This window comes from Microbacterium paraoxydans (assembly GCF_020524545.1).
GTDB classification, from domain to species: Bacteria; Actinomycetota; Actinomycetes; order Actinomycetales; family Microbacteriaceae; genus Microbacterium; species Microbacterium paraoxydans_C.
Genome location: NZ_JAIVLG010000001.1, coordinates 518,881 through 540,784, shown reverse-complemented (window position 1 = coordinate 540,784; position 21,904 = coordinate 518,881). Strand labels below are relative to the sequence as shown.

The 21,904-nt window shown below is 66.6% G+C and carries 29 protein-coding genes; 1 reads left to right on the top strand and 28 read right to left on the bottom strand.

Going from position 1 to position 21,904, the window contains the following annotated elements; translation table 11 throughout:
* The 28 genes from LC041_RS02665 to rpsL form a co-directional block, all read right to left on the bottom strand.
* Positions 1-597, bottom strand: a complete 597-nt coding sequence (locus LC041_RS02665; RefSeq protein ID WP_226531415.1) for an adenylate kinase — start codon at positions 595-597, stop codon at positions 1-3.
* The gene (secY, locus tag LC041_RS02660; protein WP_226531414.1) at positions 594-1,916 is read right to left on the bottom strand and encodes a preprotein translocase subunit SecY; all 1,323 of its coding nucleotides are present in this window, start codon (positions 1,914-1,916) and stop codon (positions 594-596) included. The genes LC041_RS02665 and secY overlap by 4 nt, the downstream gene beginning before the upstream one ends.
* 183 nt (positions 1,917-2,099) lie before the next feature.
* Positions 2,100-2,735, bottom strand: a complete 636-nt coding sequence (rplO, locus tag LC041_RS02655) for a 50S ribosomal protein L15 (protein ID WP_226531413.1) — start codon at positions 2,733-2,735, stop codon at positions 2,100-2,102.
* Positions 2,735-2,920 (bottom strand): 50S ribosomal protein L30, encoded by a 186-nt coding sequence (gene rpmD / locus LC041_RS02650; protein WP_017201575.1) that lies wholly within the window; start codon positions 2,918-2,920, stop codon positions 2,735-2,737. The genes rplO and rpmD overlap by 1 nt, the downstream gene beginning before the upstream one ends.
* Positions 2,920-3,597: a 30S ribosomal protein S5 gene (rpsE, locus tag LC041_RS02645; protein ID WP_268768102.1), complete on the bottom strand. Its 678-nt coding sequence runs from the start codon at positions 3,595-3,597 to the stop codon at positions 2,920-2,922. Before rpsE ends, rpmD begins: the two co-directional genes overlap by 1 nt.
* A gap of 20 nt (positions 3,598-3,617) precedes the next feature.
* Positions 3,618-3,977: a 50S ribosomal protein L18 gene (gene rplR / locus LC041_RS02640; RefSeq protein ID WP_226531412.1), complete on the bottom strand. Its 360-nt coding sequence runs from the start codon at positions 3,975-3,977 to the stop codon at positions 3,618-3,620.
* Between the two features lie 2 nt (positions 3,978-3,979).
* On the bottom strand, positions 3,980-4,516 hold the full coding sequence (gene rplF, locus LC041_RS02635; RefSeq protein WP_047524102.1) for a 50S ribosomal protein L6: 537 nt from the start codon (positions 4,514-4,516) through the stop codon (positions 3,980-3,982).
* A gap of 6 nt (positions 4,517-4,522) precedes the next feature.
* Positions 4,523-4,921: a 30S ribosomal protein S8 gene (gene rpsH, locus LC041_RS02630; protein WP_226531411.1), complete on the bottom strand. Its 399-nt coding sequence runs from the start codon at positions 4,919-4,921 to the stop codon at positions 4,523-4,525.
* A 132-nt stretch (positions 4,922-5,053) separates the two neighbouring features.
* Complete coding sequence (rplE, locus tag LC041_RS02625) at positions 5,054-5,644, bottom strand: 50S ribosomal protein L5 (protein WP_047524104.1); 591 nt, start codon at positions 5,642-5,644, stop codon at positions 5,054-5,056.
* A complete protein-coding gene (gene rplX / locus LC041_RS02620; RefSeq protein ID WP_226531410.1) occupies positions 5,644-6,003 on the bottom strand; it encodes a 50S ribosomal protein L24 in 360 nt (119 codons plus the stop codon). The genes rplE and rplX overlap by 1 nt, the downstream gene beginning before the upstream one ends.
* Positions 6,004-6,005: 2 nt before the next feature.
* On the bottom strand, positions 6,006-6,374 hold the full coding sequence (gene rplN, locus LC041_RS02615; RefSeq protein WP_226531409.1) for a 50S ribosomal protein L14: 369 nt from the start codon (positions 6,372-6,374) through the stop codon (positions 6,006-6,008).
* On the bottom strand, positions 6,371-6,688 hold the full coding sequence (gene rpsQ / locus LC041_RS02610; RefSeq protein ID WP_226531408.1) for a 30S ribosomal protein S17: 318 nt from the start codon (positions 6,686-6,688) through the stop codon (positions 6,371-6,373). Before rpsQ ends, rplN begins: the two co-directional genes overlap by 4 nt.
* Positions 6,688-7,005 carry a 50S ribosomal protein L29 gene (gene rpmC / locus LC041_RS02605; RefSeq protein WP_206476034.1) on the bottom strand — a complete coding sequence of 106 codons (318 nt, stop codon included), beginning with the start codon at positions 7,003-7,005 and terminating at the stop codon, positions 6,688-6,690. Before rpmC ends, rpsQ begins: the two co-directional genes overlap by 1 nt.
* Positions 7,005-7,424 (bottom strand): 50S ribosomal protein L16, encoded by a 420-nt coding sequence (rplP, locus tag LC041_RS02600; protein ID WP_047524107.1) that lies wholly within the window; start codon positions 7,422-7,424, stop codon positions 7,005-7,007. The genes rpmC and rplP overlap by 1 nt, the downstream gene beginning before the upstream one ends.
* Positions 7,424-8,179 (bottom strand): 30S ribosomal protein S3, encoded by a 756-nt coding sequence (gene rpsC / locus LC041_RS02595; protein WP_226531407.1) that lies wholly within the window; start codon positions 8,177-8,179, stop codon positions 7,424-7,426. The genes rplP and rpsC overlap by 1 nt, the downstream gene beginning before the upstream one ends.
* Positions 8,179-8,577, bottom strand: a complete 399-nt coding sequence (rplV, locus tag LC041_RS02590; protein WP_226531406.1) for a 50S ribosomal protein L22 — start codon at positions 8,575-8,577, stop codon at positions 8,179-8,181. Before rplV ends, rpsC begins: the two co-directional genes overlap by 1 nt.
* Positions 8,577-8,858: a 30S ribosomal protein S19 gene (rpsS, locus tag LC041_RS02585; protein ID WP_017201589.1), complete on the bottom strand. Its 282-nt coding sequence runs from the start codon at positions 8,856-8,858 to the stop codon at positions 8,577-8,579. Before rpsS ends, rplV begins: the two co-directional genes overlap by 1 nt.
* A gap of 12 nt (positions 8,859-8,870) precedes the next feature.
* Entirely contained in the window at positions 8,871-9,710 is an 840-nt protein-coding gene (gene rplB / locus LC041_RS02580) for a 50S ribosomal protein L2 (protein WP_017201590.1), read from the bottom strand.
* Positions 9,711-9,730: 20 nt separating this feature from the next.
* Positions 9,731-10,054 (bottom strand): 50S ribosomal protein L23, encoded by a 324-nt coding sequence (rplW, locus tag LC041_RS02575; protein WP_017829206.1) that lies wholly within the window; start codon positions 10,052-10,054, stop codon positions 9,731-9,733.
* Positions 10,051-10,713 carry a 50S ribosomal protein L4 gene (gene rplD, locus LC041_RS02570; protein WP_226531405.1) on the bottom strand — a complete coding sequence of 221 codons (663 nt, stop codon included), beginning with the start codon at positions 10,711-10,713 and terminating at the stop codon, positions 10,051-10,053. Before rplD ends, rplW begins: the two co-directional genes overlap by 4 nt.
* 2 nt (positions 10,714-10,715) lie before the next feature.
* Positions 10,716-11,375, bottom strand: a complete 660-nt coding sequence (gene rplC / locus LC041_RS02565) for a 50S ribosomal protein L3 (protein WP_226531404.1) — start codon at positions 11,373-11,375, stop codon at positions 10,716-10,718.
* Between the two features lie 8 nt (positions 11,376-11,383).
* Positions 11,384-11,692, bottom strand: coding sequence for a 30S ribosomal protein S10 (gene rpsJ, locus LC041_RS02560; RefSeq protein WP_017201594.1), 309 nt, complete (start codon positions 11,690-11,692; stop codon positions 11,384-11,386).
* An 830-nt stretch (positions 11,693-12,522) separates the two neighbouring features.
* Positions 12,523-12,735, bottom strand: coding sequence for a hypothetical protein (locus LC041_RS02555; RefSeq protein WP_045264638.1), 213 nt, complete (start codon positions 12,733-12,735; stop codon positions 12,523-12,525).
* Positions 12,736-12,887: 152 nt separating this feature from the next.
* A complete protein-coding gene (locus LC041_RS02550; RefSeq protein ID WP_226531403.1) occupies positions 12,888-13,811 on the bottom strand; it encodes a hypothetical protein in 924 nt (307 codons plus the stop codon).
* A 228-nt stretch (positions 13,812-14,039) separates the two neighbouring features.
* Positions 14,040-15,230, bottom strand: coding sequence for an elongation factor Tu (tuf, locus tag LC041_RS02545; protein WP_047524110.1), 1,191 nt, complete (start codon positions 15,228-15,230; stop codon positions 14,040-14,042).
* Positions 15,231-15,398: 168 nt separating this feature from the next.
* Positions 15,399-17,513 (bottom strand): elongation factor G, encoded by a 2,115-nt coding sequence (fusA, locus tag LC041_RS02540; RefSeq protein WP_226531402.1) that lies wholly within the window; start codon positions 17,511-17,513, stop codon positions 15,399-15,401.
* An 87-nt stretch (positions 17,514-17,600) separates the two neighbouring features.
* Entirely contained in the window at positions 17,601-18,071 is a 471-nt protein-coding gene (gene rpsG, locus LC041_RS02535) for a 30S ribosomal protein S7 (RefSeq protein ID WP_017201608.1), read from the bottom strand.
* A 5-nt stretch (positions 18,072-18,076) separates the two neighbouring features.
* Positions 18,077-18,445: a 30S ribosomal protein S12 gene (gene rpsL / locus LC041_RS02530; protein WP_017201609.1), complete on the bottom strand. Its 369-nt coding sequence runs from the start codon at positions 18,443-18,445 to the stop codon at positions 18,077-18,079.
* 221 nt (positions 18,446-18,666) lie between these two features.
* On the opposite strand from rpsL, the gene LC041_RS02525 reads away from it, so the two are divergent.
* The gene (locus LC041_RS02525; protein ID WP_226531794.1) at positions 18,667-21,873 is read left to right on the top strand and encodes an ATP-binding protein; all 3,207 of its coding nucleotides are present in this window, start codon (positions 18,667-18,669) and stop codon (positions 21,871-21,873) included.
* Positions 21,874-21,904 lie beyond the last annotated feature (31 nt).

Here is a 21,904-nt window from a genome sequence, read left to right as displayed (position 1 = left end):
TCAGGCCGCGAGGCTCAGACCGCGTGCGGCCAGCGCCCTGGCGATCCGTTCCGTGATCTCGTCGAGCGAGCCGACACCGTCGATACGGTCGACGATGCCCTTGGCGCCGTAGACCTCGAGGATCGGCGCGGTCTCGCGCTCGTAGATGTCGAGGCGGTGGCCAATGGCCTCCGGGGTGTCATCCGAACGGCCCTGCTCGGTCGCGCGCAGCGAAAGACGCGACAGGCTCTCCTCGCGCGGCACGTCGAGGAGGATGACGGCGTCGAGCGCCTCCCCCCGCTCGGCGAGGAACGATTCCAGGTGAGCGACCTGCGCGGTGTTGCGCGGGTACCCGTCGAGCAGGAAGCCCTGCGCCGCGTCGGGCTGCGCGAGCCGGTCGCGCACGATCTCGCTCGTCAGCTCGTCCGGAACGAGATCGCCCTTGTCGAGGATCGCCGTGACCTGCTGACCGAGGGGCGTGCCCTCCTTGATGTTCGCGCGGAAGATGTCACCGGTCGACACGACCGGGACGCCGAAGGACTCGGCGATGCGCACGCCCTGCGTGCCCTTTCCGGAGCCCTGCGGCCCGACGATGAGGAGACGTGCGGATGCTGTCATCGGAGAAGCCCTTCATAGTGACGCTGCTGGAGCTGCGCATCGATCTGCTTGACCGTCTCGAGACCGACACCGACGATGATCAGGATCGACGCGCCACCGAACGGGAAGTTCTGGTTGGCGCCGACCGTGGCCAACGCGATCAGCGGGATGAGCGCGATCAGACCGAGGTACAGCGAACCGGGAAGCGTGATGCGGGTGAGCACGTAGTCGAGGTACTCGGCCGTGGGCCGCCCCGCACGGATGCCCGGGATGAAGCCACCGTACTTCTTCATGTTGTCTGCGACCTCGACCGGGTTGAACGTGATCGCCACGTAGAAGTAGGTGAAGCCGATGATCAACAGGAAGTACGCGGCCATGTAGACCGGGCTGTTGCCCGTCGTGAAGTTCGCGCTGATCCACGTGACCCACGCGGGCGGCGTCGAGCCGTCCTGCGGGGTGTTGAACTGCGCGATGAGAGCGGGGATGTAGAGCAACGACGAGGCGAAGATCACGGGGATCACACCCGCCATGTTCACCTTGATCGGGATGTAGGTGTTCGTCCCACCATAGGTGCGTCGACCGACCATGCGCTTGGCGTACTGGACGGGGATCCTTCGCTGGGACTGCTCGACGAACACGACGAGCCCCATCACGATGATTCCGACGAACAGCACCAGGAGGAAGACCTCGAAGCCCTTCGTCTGCCAGATGAGCCCCATGGCGCCGGGGAACGTCGCGGCGATCGAGGTGAAGATGAGAAGCGACATGCCGTTGCCGATACCGCGCTCGGTGACGAGCTCGGCGAACCACATGATCAGGCCGGTACCGGCCGTCATCGCCATGATGATGAGCAGCTGCGCCCACCACACATCGTTGGTCAGCAGCTGCTGACAGGCCGCCAGATCTGTCGTCCCGAAGAGCTGACCGCTGCGCGCGACCGTGACGAGAGTCGTCGACTGGAGCAGCGCGAGGGCGATCGTGAGGTAGCGCGTGTACTGGGTCAGGCGGGCCTGACCGGCCTGGCCTTCCTTGTGCAGTGCCTCGAAGTGCGGGATGACCACGCGCAGGAGCTGGGTGATGATCGTCGCGGTGATGTACGGCATGACGCCGAGCGCGAAGATCGACAGCTGCAGCAGCGCACCGCCGGAGAAGAGGTTGACCAGTCCGAGCAGACCATCGGTACCTGCGTTGGCGGCGAGGCACTCTTCGACGTTCGGGAAATTCACGAACGGTGCCGGGACGTTGGAACCGAGCCGGTAGATCGCGATGATGGCGAGGGTGAAACCGATCTTCCGACGCAGGTCGGGCGTGCGGAAGATCCGCGCGATGGCGCTAAACAAGGACGTTCCTCCTGAAAAGGTTGCCGATTCCCGAAGGACGGCTGAAAGACCAGGGTAACGCAAACCGGGCTTTCCGGAATTCGCCACCGATACCAGGCCCGCCGGATGCGGCCCCAGAGCGAGGTCTCGGAGTGTGAAACCACAAGAGGGGCCGGAGAATCTCCGGCCCCTCTTGCACTGCGGTTACTTGACGGATCCGCCCGCCGCGACGATCTTCTGCTCGGCGGAACCCGAGACCTTGTCGACCGAAACGGTGAGCTTCACGGCGATGTCGCCGTTACCGAGAACCTTGACCTTCTCGTTCTTGCGAACGGCACCCTTGGCGACCAGGTCGCCCACGGTGACGTCGCCACCCTTGGGGTACAGCTCCGCGAGCTTCTCCAGGTTCACGACCTGGTACTCCACGCGGAACGGGTTCTTGAACCCGCGCAGCTTCGGGGTGCGCATGTGCAGCGGCATCTGCCCACCCTCGAAGCCGACGCGAACGGTGTTGCGCGCCTTGGTGCCCTTGGTACCACGACCAGCGGTCTTACCCTTCGAGCCCTCACCACGACCGACGCGAGTCTTGGCGGTGTTGGACCCGGGGACGGGACGCAGGTGGTGCACCTTCAGCACGCCGGGGCGGGACGCCGGAGCGTCCTTCGCCGGCGTCGCCTTCTTGGCGGCGGGCTTCTTGGCGGGAGCCTCAGCCTTGGCGTCGGCTGCTGCGCTCTTGGCCGGAGCCTTCTTCGCGGCAGGCTTCTTCTCGGCGGCAGCCTTGGGGGCGGCAGCCTTCTTCGGGGCCTTCTCAGCCTCGACGGCCTCGTTCTTCTCAGCCATTAGTCGATCTCCTCAACCTTGACGAGGTGGGCGACGGTCTTGACGTAGCCGCGCGTCTGCGCGTCGTCGGGGCGAACGGTGGTGTCACCGATCCGCTTGAGACCGAGGCTGCGCAGCGTGTCGCGCTGGTTCTGCTTCTCGCTCACCTTGGACTTGATCTGCGTGACCTTCAGTCGCGCGGCCATCAGGCACCTACCTTCTGTGCGGCGATGGCGTCGGCCTCGGCGCGGACGAGACGCGCAGGGGCGACCTGGTCGAACTCGAGGCCACGACGCGCGGCGACCGCACGGGGCTCCTCGAGCTGCTTCAGGGCGGTGACCGTCGCGTGCACGATGTTGATCGTGTTCGACGAGCCGAGCGACTTCGACAGCACGTCGTGGATACCGGCGCACTCGAGCACGGCGCGGACCGGACCACCGGCGATAACACCGGTACCGGCAGCGGCCGGGCGGAGCAGGACCACACCGGCGGCGGCCTCACCCTGCACCGGGTGCGGGATGGTGCTGCCGACGCGCGGAACGCGGAAGAAGTTGCGCTTGGCCTCTTCGACACCCTTCGAGATCGCCAGCGGCACCTCACGGGCCTTGCCGTAGCCGACGCCCACCAGACCGTTGCCGTCACCGACGACCACGAGAGCGGTGAAGCTGAAGCGACGACCACCCTTCACGACCTTCGAGACGCGGTTGATGGTGACGACGCGCTCCAGGAACTGGTTGTCACCACGGTCGCGCGAGTTGCGGTCGCGGCCACCCTGGTTGCGGTCACCACGGCCACCACGGCGGCCGTCGCGCTGATCGCGAGTCGGCTCTGCCTGCGTGGTGCCTGCAGCCGTCTCGGAAGTGGCAGCAGCCGCTTCGGTCACTTCGTTCTCCTTGTTGTCACTCACAGTGCCAGACCCCCCTCGCGGGCGCCGTCGGCGATGGCGGCGACACGACCGGCGTAGCGGTTGCCGCCACGGTCGAACACTGCCTCGGAAACGCCTGCGGCCTTCGCGCGCTCGGCGAGGAGCTCGCCGACCTTGCGTGCCTTGGCGGTCTTGTCAGCCTCGAGCGAGCGCAGGTCGGTCTCGAGCGTCGAAGCAGACGCGACGGTGTGACCCTTGCTGTCGTCGACCAGCTGCACGAAGACGTGGCGGGCCGAACGGTTGACGACGAGACGCGGACGCGCCTCGGTGCCGACGACCTTCTTGCGAAGGCGGGCGTGACGACGCGCGCGGGCGTCAGACTTTGACTTGAGAGCCATGGTTACTTACCACTCTTTCCGGCCTTGCGACGCACGTTCTCGCCGGCGTAGCGCACACCCTTGCCCTTGTACGGCTCGGGCTTGCGGATCTTGCGGATGTTCGCAGCTGCCTCACCGACAGCCTGCTTGTCGATCCCGCTGACGGTGAGCTTGGTGGTTCCCTCGACCGTGAGCGTGATGCCGGCGGGCGGGTCGACCAGGACCGGGTGCGAGAAGCCGAGGGCGAACTCGACCGAGCTCCCCTTCTGCTGCACGCGGTAACCGGTTCCGACGACCTCGAGACCCTTGGTGTAGCCCTGGGTCACGCCGATGATGTTGTTGTTGATGAGCGTGCGGGTCAGGCCGTGAAGCGACCGCGACTCGCGCTCGTCGTCGGGACGGGAGACCAGAACCTGGTTCTCCTCGACCGCGACCTCGATGGGGCTGGCCACCGTCAGGGTGAGCTCACCCTTGGGGCCCTTCACCGCGACCTCACGGCCGTCGACCGAAACGGTCACGCCCGCGGGAACGTCGATGGGAAGTCGTCCGATACGCGACATTTCGAATTACCACACGTAGGCGAGAACTTCTCCGCCCACGCCCTTCTGCTCAGCCTGACGGTCGGTGAGAAGACCGGAGGAAGTGGACAGGATCGCCACGCCGAGGCCGCCGAGGACCGTGGGCAGCTCGGTCGACTTCGCGTAGACGCGGAGACCGGGCTTCGAGACGCGCTTGATGCCGGCGATGGAGCGCTCACGGTTGGGACCGTACTTCAGCGTCAGCGTGAGGTTCTTCCCGACACGAGCGTCGGTGGTCTCCCACGCGGCGATGTAGCCCTCCTGCTGGAGGATTTCTGCGATGTGCGTCTTGAGCTTGCTCGACGGCAGGGTCACGGAATCGTGGTGCGCCGAGTTCGCGTTGCGCAGACGGGTCAGCAGATCTGCGACCGGGTCTGTCATTGTCATTGTTGTTTTCCTTTGTTCATGAGGTTCCGGCTGCCGTTACACGACAGACGGCCTGCGATGACACGCAATTTTCAATTGTACGTGCACATCGACGGGCTCAGTGACACGAGACCACTGAGCCCGTCGAGGGTGTTACGCCTGTGCGTCTTCCGAGCGGAACGGGAAGCCGAGGTGGCGGAGCAGTGCCCGACCCTCGTCATCCGTCTTCGCGGTGGTGACGACGGTGATGTCGAAACCGCGAACCCGGTCGATCTTGTCCTGATCGATCTCGTGGAACACGCTCTGCTCCTGGAGACCGAAGGTGTAGTTGCCGTTGCCGTCGAACTGCTTGGCCGAGAGACCGCGGAAGTCGCGGATACGGGGCAGTGCGAGCGAGACGAGGCGGTCGACGAACTCCCACGCGCGGTCACCGCGGAGGGTGACATGCGCGCCGATGGCCTGACCCTCACGCAGCTTGAACTGCGCGATGGACTTGCGGGCCTTCGTGACGATCGGCTTCTGGCCGGTGATCTTGGTGAGGTCGTCGACCGCACCATCGATCACCTTGCTGTCGCGAGCTGCCTCGCCGACACCGGTGTTCACGACGACCTTGACCAGTCCGGGGATCTGCATGACGTTCGAGTAACCGAACTCTTCCTGCATCGCCTTCTTGATCTCGGTGTTGTACTTCTGCTTCAGGCGCGGCTGGATCTTGCCAGCCGGCGCGGCAGTGTCGGTGCTCATCAGAGGTCCTTACCGCTCTTCTTCGCGTAGCGCACGCGGACGGTGCGCTTCACGCCGTCCTTCGTCTGCTCCTCGACCCGGTGGCCGACCTTGGTCGGCTTCTTGGTCGAGGGGTCGACGAGTGCGACGTTCGAGATGTGGATGGAGGCTTCGACGGTCTCGAGTCCTCCGGTCTTGGTGCCACGCTGCGTCTGTCCGACGCGGGTGTGCTTGGTGACGTAGTTCACGCCTTCGACGATGACGCGGTTCTTGTCGGAAAGGACGTCGAGGACCTTGCCCTGCTTACCGCGATCGCCGCCACGATCCTGCGTCGCGCCCGTGATGACCTGAACCAGGTCACCCTTCTTGATCTTCGCCATGATTAGATGACCTCCGGCGCCAGCGAGACGATCTTCATGAACCTCTTGTCGCGAAGCTCACGACCGACCGGCCCGAAGATACGGGTGCCACGGGGCTCCCCGTCGTTCTTCAGGATCACTGCGGCGTTCTCGTCGAACTTGATGTAGGAGCCGTCCGGGCGACGGACCTCCTTCTTGGTGCGGACGATGACCGCCTTGACGACGTCGCCCTTCTTGACGTTGCCACCGGGGATCGCATCCTTGACGGTCGCGACGATGGTGTCACCGAGGCCCGCGTAGCGGCGCTTCGAGCCACCGAGAACGCGGATCGTGAGCAGCTCCTTGGCGCCGGTGTTGTCGGCGACCTTGAGTCGGGATTCCTGCTGGATCACTTGGCCTTCTCCAAAATCTCCACCAGACGCCAGCGCTTCGTGGCGCTCAGCGGGCGGGTCTCGTTGATCAGGACCAGGTCGCCGATGCCGGCGGTGTTCGCCTCATCGTGCGCCTTGACCTTCGAGGTGCGGCGGATGACCTTGCCGTAAAGCGGGTGCTTCACGCGGTCCTCGACCTCGACCACGATGGTCTTGTCCATCTTGTCGCTGACGACGTAGCCGCGACGCGCCTTGCGGTACCCGCGGGCGTCCACATCGCGCACGTCGTGAGCAGCGTGCTCAGCCTCGACGGCGGCTTCCTTCTTGGTGGCCATCACTCAGCCTCTTCCTTCACGGCGTCGTCGGCGGAGTCCGCCTTCTTCGCCTTCGACTTGGACGCCTTCTTGGCCGGAGCCTCGACCGGAGCGGGCGTCGCACGGATACCCAGCTCGCGCTCGCGGATCACGGTGTACAGGCGCGCGATGTCGCGCTTGACAGCGCGGATGCGGCCGTGGCTCTCCAGCTGGCCGGTGGCCGACTGGAAACGGAGGTTGAACAGCTCCTCCTTGGCCTTGCGCAGCTCCTCGACGAGGCGCTGGTCTTCGAATGTGTCGAGCTCTGCCGGGGCGAGCTCCTTGGTGCCGATCGCCATTACGCGTCGCCCTCCTCGCGCTTGATGATGCGTGCCTTGAGCGGCAGCTTGTGAATTGCTCGGGTCAGAGCTTCGCGAGCGAGCTGCTCGTCGACACCCGCGACCTCGAAGAGGACACGGCCCGGCTTGACGTTGGCGACCCACCACTCGGGGGAACCCTTACCGGAACCCATGCGGGTCTCAGCAGGCTTCTTCGTGAGCGGACGGTCGGGGTAGATGTTGATCCACACCTTTCCACCACGCTTGATGTGACGGGTCATCGCGATACGAGCGGACTCGATCTGACGGTTCGTCACATAAGCCGGCGAAAGCGCCTGGATACCGTACTCGCCGAAGGAGACCTTCGTGCCGCCGGTGGCCTGGCCCGAGCGCCCGGGGTGGTGCTGCTTGCGGAACTTGACCTTACGGGGGATGAGCATTATGCCGACGCTCCTTCTGCGACAGGTGCCTCGTTGCGCGGGGCACGGCGGCGGTCGCCACCACGGTCGTCACGACGAGCCTTGGGCGCGTTGGCCTGCTCGCGAGCGAGCTCCTTCGCGGTCAGGTCGCCCTTGTAGATCCAGACCTTCACGCCGATGCGACCGAAGGTGGTCTTCGCCTCGTAGAAGCCGTAGTCGATGTTCGCGCGCAGCGTGTGCAGCGGCACACGACCCTCGCGGTAGAACTCCGAGCGGCTCATCTCGGCGCCGCCGAGACGGCCGGAGACCTGGATGCGGATGCCCTTGGCGCCGGCACGCTGCGCGCCCTGCAGACCCTTGCGCATCGCGCGACGGAACGCCACACGAGCAGACAGCTGCTCGGCGATGCCCTGCGCGACCAGCTGAGCGTCGGCCTCGGGGTTCTTGACCTCGAGGATGTTCAGCTGGATCTGCTTGCCCGAGAGCTTCTCGAGGTCGCCGCGGATGCGCTCGGCCTCGGCTCCACGACGACCGATCACGATGCCCGGACGGGCGGTGTGGATGTCGACGCGGACACGGTCACGGGTGCGCTCGATCTCGATGTTCGAGACACCGGCACGGTCGAGCTGCTTCGTGAGCAGGTTGCGGATCTTGATGTCCTCGGCCACGTAGTCGGCGTAGCGCTGACCCGGCTTCGTCGAGTCGGAGAACCAACGCGAGACGTGGTCCGTCGTGATGCCGAGGCGGAAGCCGTACGGGTTTACCTTCTGTCCCATTACTTGCTCGCCTTCTTGTTGCTGTCGCCCGCCGCGACCGGAGCCGCCTCAGGCGTCGAGAGCACGACCGTGATGTGGCTCGTGCGCTTCTTGATCTGGAAAGCGCGACCCTGTGCACGAGGCTGGAAGCGCTTGAGCGTCGTTCCCTCGTCCACGTACGCGTTCTTCACGTACAGGTCCTGCTCGTCGAGGTACTCGCCGTCGCGATCGGCCTTGACCTGCGCGTTGGCCATAGCCGACGCGACAAGCTTGTAGATCGGCTCACTGGCGGACTGCTGAGCGAACTTAAGGATCGCCAGAGCCTCCTGGGCCTGCTTGCCCTTGATGAGCGCGACGACACGACGAGCCTTCTGCGGGGTCACGCGGATGTGCTTCACGCGTGCGATGGATTCGACCATTAGCGGCGCCGCCCCTTCTTGTCGTCCTTCTCGTGGCCGCGGAAGGTGCGGGTGGGCGCGAACTCGCCCAGCTTGTGACCGACCATGGTCTCGGACACGAACACAGGGATGTGCTTGCGTCCGTCGTGGACCGCGATCGTGTGACCCAGCATGGCCGGGATGATCATGGACCGACGGGACCAGGTCTTGATGACGTTCTTGGTGCCGGCTTCGTTCTGCACGACCACCTTGCGAAGCAGGTGCTCGTCGACGAAGGGGCCCTTCTTAAGACTGCGAGGCATCTTCTCTTACTCCTACTTGCGCTTCTTGCCGGCGTTACGACGACGCACGATGTACTTGTCGCTTTCCTTGTTGGCGTGACGGGTGCGACCCTCAGCCTGGCCCCACGGGGAGACGGGGTGACGACCACCGGACGTCTTGCCCTCACCACCACCGTGCGGGTGGTCGACCGGGTTCATCGCGACACCACGGACGGTCGGGCGGACGCCCTTCCACCGCATGCGGCCGGCCTTGCCCCAGTTGATGTTCGACTGCTCGGCGTTGCCGACCTCGCCGATGGTCGCGCGGCAGCGCGCATCGACGTTGCGGATCTCGCCCGAGGGGAGACGCAGCTGGGCGTAGGGACCGTCCTTGGCGACGAGACGGACGGAAGCACCGGCCGAGCGCGCCATCTTCGCGCCGCCACCGGGGCGGAGCTCGATCGCGTGGATCACGGTACCGGTGGGGATGTTCTTCAGCGGGAGGTTGTTACCCGGCTTGATGTCAGCCCCGGCGCCCGACTCGACGATGTCGCCCTGCTTCAGCTTCGCGGGAGCGAGGATGTAGCGCTTCTCGCCGTCGAAGTAGTGCAGCAGCGCGATGCGCGCGGTGCGGTTGGGGTCGTACTCGATGTGAGCGACCTTGGCGTTGACGCCGTCCTTGTCGTTGCGACGGAAGTCGATGACACGGTACTGGCGCTTGTGGCCACCACCGATGTGACGGGTCGTGATGCGGCCCTGGTTGTTGCGACCACCGGTCTTCGAGAGCGGGCGCAGCAGCGACTTCTCCGGCGTCGATCGAGTGATCTCGGCGAAGTCAGCCACCGACGAGCCGCGACGGCCCGGGGTCGTGGGCTTGTACTTGCGAATAGCCATGATTGTCCTTATCCCCCGGATCAGCCGATTGCCGTGAAGATGTCGATGGTGCCCGACTTCAGGGTGACGATGGCGCGCTTGGTGTCCTTGCGCTTGCCGGTGCCGAAGCGGGTGCGGCGAGCCTTGCCGACGCGGTTGAGAGTGTTGACCCCTGCGACCTTGACGCCGAAGATCTTCTCGATCGCGAGCTTGATCTCGGTCTTCGAAGCGCGCGGGTCGACGAGGAAGGTGTACTTGCCTTCATCGATGAGCCCGTAGCTCTTCTCGGACACGACCGGCTTCAGGATGATGTCGCGCGGGTCCTTGTTCAGGGCCGTCTGGAGAACAGATGCCTGCTCGCTCATGCGGAGACCTCCTGGTTGGCGCCGGACTTGGAGGCGATGAAGCCCTCGAGCGCGGCCTGGGTGAAGACGATGTCGTCGGAGACGAGCACGTCGTATGCGTTGAGCTGGTCGAACGACAGCACGTGGACGTGGCCGAGGTTGCGGATGCTCTTGAGCGCGAGCTCGTCGCCGCGCTCGATGACCACGAGGACGTTCTTCGACGAGGCGACCTGCGCGAGGAAGCCCGCTGCGGCCTTGGTCGAGGGCGTGCCCTCGGCGCCGAACGTGTCGATCGCGTGCAGACGGTCGCCGCGGAAGCGGTCGCTGAGCGCGCCCAGCAGGGCGGCGGCGATCATCTTCTTGGGAGTGCGCTGCGAGTAGTCACGCGGCTTCGGGCCGTGGACGATGCCACCACCGGTCATGTGCGGCGCGCGGATGGAACCCTGACGGGCGTTACCCGTGCCCTTCTGCTTGAAGGGCTTGCGGCCGGCACCGGAGACCTCGCCACGACGCTTGGTCGAGTGCGTGCCCTGGCGAGCCGCCGCGAGCTGCGCGACGACGACCTGGTGGATGAGCGGGATGTTCGTCTTGACGTCGAACAGCGCGGCGGGAAGCTCGATCGAGCCTGCCTTCTTGCCGTCTGCCTTGAGGACGTCGAGCGCGAGAGTCGAGTCAGCCATGATCAGGCACCCTTCACTGCGTTGCGGACGTAGACGATGCGGCCGCGAGCACCGGGGACGGCGCCCTTGACGAGCATGAGTCCCTTCTCGGTGTCGATGGCGTGCACCGTGAGGTTGAGGACGGTCACGCGCTCGCCGCCCATACGGCCGGCCATGCGCATGCCCTTGAAGACGCGGCTCGGAGTCGACGATGCGCCGATGGAGCCGGGCTTGCGGTGGTTGCGGTGTGCACCGTGCGATGCCGAGACGCCCTTGAAGTTGTGGCGCTTCATGACACCGGCGAAGCCCTTGCCCTTGCTCGTGCCGACGACGTCGACGAGCTGGCCTGCCTCGAAGGTGCCGTCGACCGTGAGCTCCTGGCCCAGGGTGTAGTCGCCGGCATCCGCGGTGCGGATCTCGGTGACGTGACGGCGCGGCGTGACGCCGGCAGCCTCGAAGTGAGCGGAGAGCGGCTTGTTGACCTTGCGGGGGTCGATCTGGCCGTACGCGATCTGCACGGCGTTGTAGCCGTCCTTCTCGGGCGTGCGGACCTGGGTGACCACGTTGGGCGCCAGCTCGATGACGGTGACGGGAACGAGCTTGCCGCTCTCGTTCCAGACCTGGGTCATACCGAGCTTCGTGCCCAGCATGCCCTTGGAAACCTTGGAGTTGATGTCAGCCATGTCGAACCTCAGAGCTTGATCTCGATGTTGACATCGGCCGGCAGGTCGAGACGCATCAGCGAGTCGACGGCCTTGGGCGTCGGGTCGACGATGTCGATCAGACGCTTGTGGGTGCGCATCTCGAAGTGCTCGCGGCTGTCCTTGTACTTGTGGGGCGACCGGATGACGCACACGACGTTCTTCTCGGTCGGAAGGGGCACGGGGCCGACGACTGTTGCGCCCGCACGGGTCACGGTGTCGACGATCTTGCGTGCGGACGTGTCGATGACCTCGTGGTCATACGACTTCAGGCGAATGCGGATCTTCTGTCCCGCCATTGTCTGCTCTCTCTCTTTAAGCGTCTTACCGTCCGGGACCGGGTGGCCCTGGGGCATTGGACGCACGTCGGCGCTGTTCGCGCCTCGGCACGAGAACGGCTCTCACGAGTCGATCTGCTGCACCACTGTTCTTCTGTCAGCCGGAAGCCGTGAGGCAACCGGATGCCGACCTTCCGCCGCGCACGGCGGAAACCCATCGTGAAGAGGGGTGTCGGGGTGTGTTCTGCTACCCGCGGCCTAGAACCCTGCGCCGTCCCGGAGGAGGCGCCGTCTATGCACTGCCCTGGCAGTGATCCGTCGCACGCACAGCGGCGACGGAATATCGAACCTGTCTATTCTGCCACGGCCGATTTCACTTGTGCAAACCCGGGCGTGTCGCGAGCGTCGAGCACGGCTTCAGACGTGCCTAGCGACGTCAGATCGCGGAAGATAGCGGGGCGAGGCATCCCCATGCCTCGCCCCGCTTGGGGAGGGCGTTCAGTGCGAGGGGGCACACCGAACGCGAGTAACCCGACGTGAAGGGACGTCGGGTTCCTCGACCGAGGGCACGGCGGAAGATCCGCCGCGCAGGCAGGGAGACGCTCAGGCGCAATGGCTGCGCGCGTCGCACGATGATCCCCAAGATCGCATATCCCCAGTTTGGACGCGGATGCCCGCGTGATCCCGGAAGCCGAACCCCTTCGGCTTCCACGACCGCAAGATCCCCAGGCGGTCGAGATGATCCTACTCGATGCAGCAGCGAATCCGCCACATTCGAGGCCGGGTATCCCCTCCACCATCGAAAGCGGCGCCCCACCGAGTGGGGCGCCGCTTTCGGTGTACGGGTGCGACTACTCGTTGCCGACGGCTTTGTCCGCGCTGTCTCGAATCTCATCGATCTTGTCCGCGGCACCGGGAGCGATCTTCTTCGCGAAGTCGGCGACGCCGTCGAGCACCTTGTCGCTGATGTCCTCCGCCTGCTCGCTCTTCACGGCTTCGGCGATCTTGTCCTTGTTCTGCTCGTAGAGGTCCTTGCCCTTGTTCACGGCGTCCTCGATACCCATGCGAATCCCCTTCTGACATGTGTCCTGCCGACCGGCAGGCCGACGCTCTCATTGTGCCCTCCTCTCCCCGCCCCGGGGAACCCCCGACCACGGCTCGCTGCGAGAAGGAACACGCCGCGATCCGACGCCCGCAACCCGGCGTGTTCCTTCTCTCAACGACGGGTTGCCAGGGCGCGACGGAGACGGGCGAGGAATGCGGAGCGCCCCTCGAGCAGGTCGTGCTGTGTGAGCCGGATGAGCAACCAGCCGGCCTCCTCCAATTCGCGCTGCCGCCGGATGTCCTCGCGCCACTGCATGCGTGAGGTGCGATGGTGATCGCCTTCGTACTCGAGGGCCGTCCGCTCCGCGACGTAGGCGAGGTCGACCTTGGCCAGTCGGCGCCCGCGACGGCGGATGACGTGCTGAACGGCGGGCTCGGGCAAACCCGCCTCCACGATCATCAGGCGAGTCTCGGTCTCCTTCGGCGACTCGACCCCTTCTCTCGCCAGCCCGAGGGCCCGGCGGATCGTCACCACACCGGGGAAGCGCCCCCAGCGCTCGAGGATCGCGAGGATCTCGACGAGGTCGGTCGGTGGACGGTGCGTGCGCAGCGCCGGATAGTTCGTCGATGTCGTGATGATCGCGTCGATCAGCACCACCGCCTGGGCGAGAGTGAGGCTCTCGGCCAGGGTGAACAGGGTCGGGACCGAATCGAGCACGGGCAGCCCTTCGATGACGGAGATGGTCCGGCGCTGTCGCCCGAGCCGACGTCCGCGCACCCCCGCGACCGCCGGCGGTGCGCCATCGGAGGGCACGACGACCTCAACAGGTTCGTCCGGATGCCAGTGCCACGGGAGAGGCAACCCCCACAGCCGCGCGGCCGTTCTGCCCGTGAAGCTCTGCCCCGGTCGGAGCCGCGGTGCGTAGCAGTCCACGCGGCCCCGGAACGTCTCGGCGACGAACCCGGAGCGGATGCCGGGGAACGGACGTTCGAGCGAAGGGTGATCGCGCCGCCAGCGCCGCACTCCCGCATCGTCCGCCCGAGCGATGTGGAAGGTGTCGCCGAGCTCCCGCGGGAGAGGATTCAGTCGTCGCATCCGCCCATGCTCCGGCGCCGCTGCGTTCCGATTCGTCCACGACCACTCCCCTCCCCGGCGTCCCGGGACAACTCCGCGCTTCTCCTCTTCCGTGCAGACTTCGTGGAAGAAGGGAAACGCCGCGCTCGGGGGTCTGAGACGCGGCGTTTCCCTTCTCACGAGGAAGGGGGCGGGGACGACAAAGGGGCCGGGCCCGAAGGCCCGACCCCTTTGCGAGGAAGCAGATGCTTACTTGATGATCTTCGTGACCGTACCGGCGCCGACGGTGCGTCCACCCTCACGGATGGCGAAGCCGAGGCCCTCCTCCATGGCGATCGGCTGGATCAGCTCGACCGTCATGTCGGTGGTGTCGCCGGGCATGACCATCTCGGTGCCCTCGGGCAGCGAGATGACGCCGGTGACGTCGGTGGTGCGGAAATAGAACTGCGGGCGGTAGTTCGTGTAGAACGGGTTGTGACGGCCACCCTCGTCCTTCGACAGGATGTACGCCGTGCCCTCGAAGTCGGTGTGCGGCGTGACCGAACCCGGCTTGACGATGACCTGACCGCGCTCGACGTCCTCACGCTTGGTGCCGCGGAGCAGCAGACCACAGTTCTCGCCGGCCCAGGCCTCGTCGAGCTGCTTGTGGAACATCTCGATACCCGTGACCGTGGTCTTGACGGTCGGACGGAGTCCGACGATCTCGACCTCGGAGTTGATGGCCAGCGTGCCACGCTCGGCGCGACCCGTGACGACGGTTCCACGACCGGTGATCGTGAAGACGTCCTCGACGGGCATCAGGAACGGCTTGTCGCGGTCACGCTCCGGGTCCGGAACGCTGTCGTCGACGGCCTGCATCAGGTCCAGGATCGCCTGGACCCACTTCTCGTCACCCTCGAGGGCCTTGAGAGCGGAGACGCGGACGACAGGAGCGTCCTCGTCGAAGCCCTGGCCGGCGAGCAGCTCACGAACCTCGAGCTCGACGAGCTCGAGGATCTCCTCGTCGTCGACCATGTCGGACTTGTTCAGCGCGACCAGCAGGTAGGGAACGCCGACCTGCTTGGCGAGCAGCACGTGCTCACGCGTCTGAGCCATCGGGCCGTCGGTGGCGGCGACCACGAGGATCGCGCCGTCCATCTGAGCCGCACCGGTGATCATGTTCTTGACGTAGTCGGCGTGGCCGGGAGCGTCAACGTGCGCGTAGTGGCGCTTCGGGGTCTCGTACTCGATGTGCGAGATGTTGATCGTGATACCACGCTGGCGCTCTTCCGGCGCCGAGTCGATGGAAGCGAAGTCACGCTGCACGTTGGTGTCGGACGGGTACTTGTCGGCAAGCACCTTCGAGATCGCTGCGGAGAGCGTGGTCTTGCCGTGGTCGACGTGACCGATCGTTCCGATGTTGACGTGCGGCTTGGTCCGCTCGAACTTGGCCTTAGCCACTGGGTCCTCCTCAGGACGTCGTTGTAGAGGTGACCGGGCACTGGTTTGCGACCGGTTCTCTACGGGTTAGATTCTCAGTTTAGTAGAGAGGGAATGTGAAGTTGTAGGTGACCTGGGAACCCCGCAGCGCTTCGCCGTGCTCGGCGCCGCGGGGCCCCAGAAGGGTGATTACTCGCCCTTGGTCTTCTGGACGATCTCGTCCGCCACCGCGCGGGGCACCTCAGCGTAGCTGTGGAACTCCATCGAGTAGACGGCGCGGCCCGAGGTCTTCGAGCGCAGGTCGCCGATGTAGCCGAACATCTCGGACAGCGGCACCTGAGCGCGGACGACCTTGACGCCTGCGGCGTCTTCCATCGACTGGATCTGGCCACGACGCGAGTTCAGGTCACCGATGACGTCGCCCATGTACTCCTCAGGCGTGCGGACCTCGACGGCCATCAGCGGCTCGAGCAGCACGGGGTTGGCACGGCGAGCGGCCTCCTTGAAGCCCATGGAGCCCGCGATCTTGAACGCCATCTCCGAGGAGTCGACGTCGTGCGCCGCGCCGTCGACGATGGTCGCCTTGACACCGACCATCGGGAAGCCCGCGAGGACGCCGACGTTCATCGCATCCTGGAAACCGGCGTCGATCGAGCCGATGTACTCACGAGGGATGCGACCACCGGTGACGGCGTTCACGAACTCGTACGTCGTCTCGGCGTCGAGGTCGAGCGGCTCGATGGTGAACTGGATCTTCGCGAACTGTCCGGAACCACCGGTCTGCTTCTTGTGCGTGTAGTCGTGCTTCTCGACGGCCTTGCGGATCGTCTCGCGGTACGCCACCTGCGGCTTGCCGACGTTCGCCTCGACGCGGAACTCGCGCTTCATGCGGTCGACGAGGATGTCGAGGTGCAGCTCGCCCATGCCCTTGATGGTCGTCTGACCGGTCTCGGGGTTGAGCTCCGTGCGGAAGGTCGGGTCCTCCTCAGCGAGCTTCTGGATCGCGAGACCCAGCTTCTCCTGGTCGGCCTTGGTCTTCGGCTCGATCGCGACCTCGATCACGGGCTCCGGGAAGGTCATCGACTCGAGGACGACCGGAGCTGCCGGGTCGGCGAGGGTGTCACCGGTGGTGGTGTCCTTCAGGCCGATGACCGCGTAGATGTTGCCGGCGGTCAGCGAGTCGACCGGGTTCTCCTTGTTGGCGTGCATCTGGAAGATCTTCCCGATGCGCTCCTTCTTGCCCTTGGTCGAGTTGACCACGGCGGAGCCGGAATCGAGGTGACCCGAGTAGACGCGCACATACGTGAGGCGACCGAAGAACGGGTGCACGGCGACCTTGAACGCCAGCGCCGAGAACGGGTCGTTGGCGTCGGGGTGACGCTCGATGATCGTGTCGTAGTCCTTCGGGTCGTGCGCCTCGATGGCACCGACGTCGAGGGGGTTCGGCAGGAAGTCGACGACCGCGTCGAGCATCGGCTGGACGCCGCGGTTCTTGAACGCGGAACCGCAGAGCACCGGGTAGATCTCGCTCGCGACGGTGAGCTTGCGGATCGCGCCCTTGATCTCGGCGACCGTGAGCTCCTCGCCACCGAAGAACTTCTCGAGCAGCGCGTCGTCGGTCTCGGCGACGACCTCGAGGAGCTGCTGACGGTACTCGTCCGCCTTCTCCTTGAGGTCGGCGGGGATCTCCTGGACCTCGTACTTGGCGCCCATGGTGACGTCACCCTTGGCATCGCCCGGCCACACCAGCGCACGCATCTCGATCAGGTCGACGACGCCGATGAAGTCGTTCTCCGCACCGATGGGCAGCTGGAGGACCAGCGGCTTGGCGCCGAGGCGGCTGACGATCGTGTCGACCGTGAAGTAGAAGTCCGCACCCAGCTTGTCCATCTTGTTGACGAAGCAGATACGCGGCACGTTGTACTTGTCGGCCTGGCGCCACACGGTCTCGGACTGGGGCTCGACGCCCTCCTTGCCGTCGAACACGGCGACAGCACCGTCGAGGACGCGGAGCGAGCGCTCCACCTCGACCGTGAAGTCCACGTGACCGGGGGTGTCGATGATGTTGATCTGGTTCTTGTTCCAGAAGCAGGTCACGGCGGCAGACGTGATCGTGATGCCGCGCTCCTTCTCCTGCTCCATCCAGTCGGTGGTCGAGGCGCCGTCGTGCGTCTCGCCGAGCTTGTGGTTGACGCCCGTGTAGAACAGGATGCGCTCGGTCGTCGTGGTCTTGCCGGCATCGATGTGCGCCATGATGCCGATGTTGCGGACCTTGCTCAGGTCCGTGAGCACGTCTTGTGCCACAGGAGTGTCCTTATCTTTTGGAGCAGTCGTACTGCGAAGAGGGGGTGCCCGTCCTCCGGCGGGAAGCCGGAGGACGGGCGAAGCTGGTTACCAGCGGTAGTGAGCGAACGCGCGGTTCGACTCGGCCATCTTGTGCGTGTCCTCGCGGCGCTTGACCGCGGCACCGAGGCCGTTGGACGCGTCGAGGATCTCGTTCTGGAGACGCTCGGTCATCGTCTTCTCACGACGACCCTTCGCGTAGCTCACGAGCCAGCGCAGAGCGAGCGTGTTGGCGCGGTGAGGCTTGACCTCGACCGGCACCTGGTAGGTCGAGCCACCGACGCGGCGGCTGCGGACCTCGAGGGTCGGGCGCACGTTGTCGAGCGCCTTCTTGAGCGTGGCGACAGCGTCCTGGCCGTTCTTCGCCTCGACGCCGCGGAGTGCGCCGTAGACGATCGACTCGGCCAGCGACTTCTTGCCGTCGACGAGGATCTTGTTCACCAGCGAGGTGACGATCGGTGCGCCGTATACCGGGTCGTTGACGACGGGGCGCTTCGGGGCGGGTCCCTTACGAGGCATCTAACTCAACCCTTCTTCGCGCCGTAGCGGGAACGAGCCTGCTTACGGTTCTTGACGGCCTGGGTGTCCAGGGCGCCACGGACGATCTTGTAACGCACACCGGGGAGGTCCTTGACACGACCGCCACGCACGAGCACGAGCGAGTGCTCCTGCAGGTTGTGGCCCTCACCGGGGATGTACGCGGTGACCTCGGTGCCGTTGCGGAGCTTCACACGAGCGACCTTGCGCATCGCCGAGTTCGGCTTCTTCGGGGTGGTGGTGTAGACGCGGGTGCAGACCCCGGCCTGCTGCGGGTTCGACTTGAGCGCCGGCGCCTTGGTCTTGGTGACCTTGGGCGAGCGACCCTTGCGAACCAACTGCTGAATGGTTGGCACGTTCTCTCCTCATAGTGCTGCACGGTGACAGCGTGATGGGTTTCACATCATGACCCACCGGCACGCCGGAACCGACGAGCTTTTGGTGTGGTGGGTATGCCGTGGGGGCGGACCGGCATGGTGCCGACGCCCAGCGCGCACGTCGAGACGTGCACACACCTGGTCAAGTGTAAAGCCGCGTAACGTGGTGGTCAAATGAGCGCGGCTAGGCTGGCGTGGTGATGAAGGAGCCGCCTCGGGTCGCCGTGCTGGGCCCGACGACCGTGGGCGCTGGCTCGGGTTCGGGCACCGCCGACCTCCCCGGACCGACCGCACGCGCGCTGCTGGTCTCTCTGACTCTGAACGCCGGGCGCCCGCGCGGCGTGGAGGCGCTGGCCGCCGAGATCTGGGCGGATGACGACCTCCCGCAGAACCCGAGAGGGTCGCTGCAGACGCTGGTCTCGCGGCTGAGGGCGGCGGGCGGCGCCGACCTGATCAGCAGCGGACCGAGCGGCTACGCGCTCACCTCGGGAGACGACACCGACCTCGCCCGTGGGCGCGCGCTGGAAGCCGCGGCCTCACGGCTGCCGGAGGGCGATCCGGCGCGCTTGACGCTCGCCGAGGAGGGGCTCGAGCTCTGGCGCGGCGACGTCGGCGCGGACCTCGGCGGCTCCCCCGTCGCCGCGGAGCTCGTCGAGGTCTCGACATCCCTGCGCGAGCGACTCGAAGACATCCGCAGCCGCACGCTCGTCGCGGTGGGAAGAGCGGAGGAGGCTCTCGCGTCGCTGCGCTCTCGAGCGGCTGCGCATCCCTATGACGAGGGCGTGCACGTCCGGCTGATGGAAGCCCTCGCCGCTGCGGATCGCTCTCAGGAGGCCGTCGTGGTGTTCGCCGAGTTGCGCGAACGCCTGGGCGATGAACTCGGCTCCGCTCCGGGCGCGACGGCCACCGCCCTGAACACCCGCATCCTGCGCGGCGAGGCCACCCCGCACGCCGCTCCGCTGCGGATCGGCCTGCGATCCGCTGCGAACGCCCTGATCGGACGCGACGACGACCTCACGCGGGTCGCTGCCCGGCTCGCCCGAGCCCGCATGGTGACGATCCTCGGTGCCGGTGGCCTGGGCAAGACCCGCCTCGCCCAAGCCGTGGCGGCGGCATCCGATGCGCCAGCCGTCGCCGTCATCCCGCTCGCGAGCATCCGAGCGGATGCCGACCTCGAACCGGCGATCGGCGCCGGTCTCGGCATCAGCGAGAACCGCACCGGGAGCACGCTGGCCGATGCCCGCTCACAGCCGGATCTGCGCGCGCGTATCGTGGCTCTGCTCGCCGAGCGGCCCGCTCTGCTCGTCCTCGACAACTGCGAGCAGATCGTCGACGCGGTCGCGGCGTGGACGAGCGACGTGCTCGCCCTCCTGCCCGACCTCCGCATCCTCGCCACGAGCCGCACGCCCATCGCCATCAGCGCCGAGACCGTCTACCCGCTGGCACCACTCCCGATCGGCGAGTCCGGCGACGTCGGTCCCGCCGTGCGTCTGTTCCTGGAGCGTGCGTCCGCCGTGCGACCGGACGCGACCCTGCCCCCGGAAGTCATCGCCCGCCTGTGTCGACGGCTGGACGGACTGCCGCTGGCCATCGAACTCGCCGCTGCCCGCATGCGCACCATGACGGCGCAGCAGATCGAATCCCGACTGGAGAACCGTTTCGCTCTGCTTACCAGCGCCGACCGTTCCGCGCCGGAGCGGCACCGGACGCTCCAGGCCGTGATCGAGTGGAGCTGGGACCTCCTCGATCCCGATGCCCGGCGGGCGCTCGCCCGACTCGCCCTGCTGCCCTCCGGCTTCTCCGCCGTCACCGCCGCCGCCGTCCTCGGTGACGGGTTGGTCGACGATCTGCTGGATCGCCTCGTCGGGCAGTCGCTGCTCGTCGTCACCGAGACGCCGGAGCAGGGCGGGGTGCGATTCCGGATGCTCGAGACCGTCCGCGAGTTCGGTCTCTCGCGGCTCCGTGACGAGGAGGAGGGGTGGGATGCGGTCCTGCGCTGGGCGTCCTCCTTCAGCCGTGCACCCGGCGCCGGGCTGTTCGGAGCGTTCTCGCCTCTGCGGCCCGATGTGCTCCGCGAGCTGAACATCGAGAACGACAACCTCGTCGCCGCGCTCCGACGCTCCATCGACACCGGCCGAGGCCCAGAGGCGACCGCCGTCTTCGCGGCTCTGACCTCGTCCTGGGTCGCCCGTGGGGCCTTCACAGAGCTGATCGGCTTCACCCCCTCGATGATGGCGACGATCGCGGACATGCCCGACGATGCCGTCCCCGCGGATGTGCTTGCCCCGGTGCTGCTGATCAGCGCACTGATGGCCATGGTCGACGACGGGAGCCGCAGCCTGCGCACCTTCCACCGGATCCGACGGCTGCGGAACGAGGCCGCCGACCTGAGCCCGGCGTGGGCTGCGCTCGCCGAGATCGCCGCTACCGCGGCTCGCCCCGACCGCATGGCCGCACGACTGGCCGAGCATCGCCTGTCCCCCGATCCCTCCGTCCGGCTCGTGGGCGAGTTCCTCACGGCGCAGTCCGCCGAGAACGAGGGGGAAGCGGAAGTGGCCGGTGCCGCGGCACAGCGGGCATGGGAGTTGGCGCAGAGCATCGGAGACCACTGGCTCTCCGGGCTGTCGGCGAGCTCCGCGGCGCAGGTGGCCAGCCAGTCCGCGCACCCGACGGAAGCCCTGATCTGGCTGGATCGCGCCCGCCGCGGCCCTGACGGGTTCGACGACCTGGACGAGCGCCGTCAGCAGGACTGGGTCCGTGGCGTGAGCCTGGTGAGTCTGGGGCGGCTCGACGAGGCGGAGCGCCTCTTCGAACAACTCACCCACGTGACCGAGCTCACCCCGCAGGGACTCGAGTTCGCCTCCGTCGGCTGGGTCGGTCTCGCTGAGACGGACCGCGCGCGCGGTCTGACCGACGTCGCGGCCGTTCACTACGAACGCGCGATGACCACTTTCCGCTCCCCCGATCAGCGGGCCTCCCCGTGGTACCTCCTGGTCATGTCGAGCTTCGTCTCAGCGGCTGTCCTCGACGGCTTCGCGACCTCGCAGAGCACACAGCACTGGGCACGACGACTGCGCACCCGGATGCTGGCCATCGTCCGGATGCGCTCGGGGTACATCGACCGCCCCGTCCTCGGCACGACCCTGGCCGGCTGGTCGAGTTGGGCGCTCACCCAGCCCGCGCTGCAGGACCGTGGCCTGCTCGCGCTGGCCCTCGCCGAAGCCCTCGGCGGCCGACAGGACCTTCCGAGCCTGCACCTCGACGTGCTCCGGGACCACGCGAGCTCGATCGTCGGTCGCGCTGCCGTGGCCGCGGAGCGCGCCCGGGTCGCCGGCTACCCGACCGAGGAGCTCACCGCCCGCGCGCTTCGCGTCTTCGACATGCGGGAGACGCCCCGAGCAGTGTGAACCGCTCGGGGCGTCGCTGGAGTCGACGAGC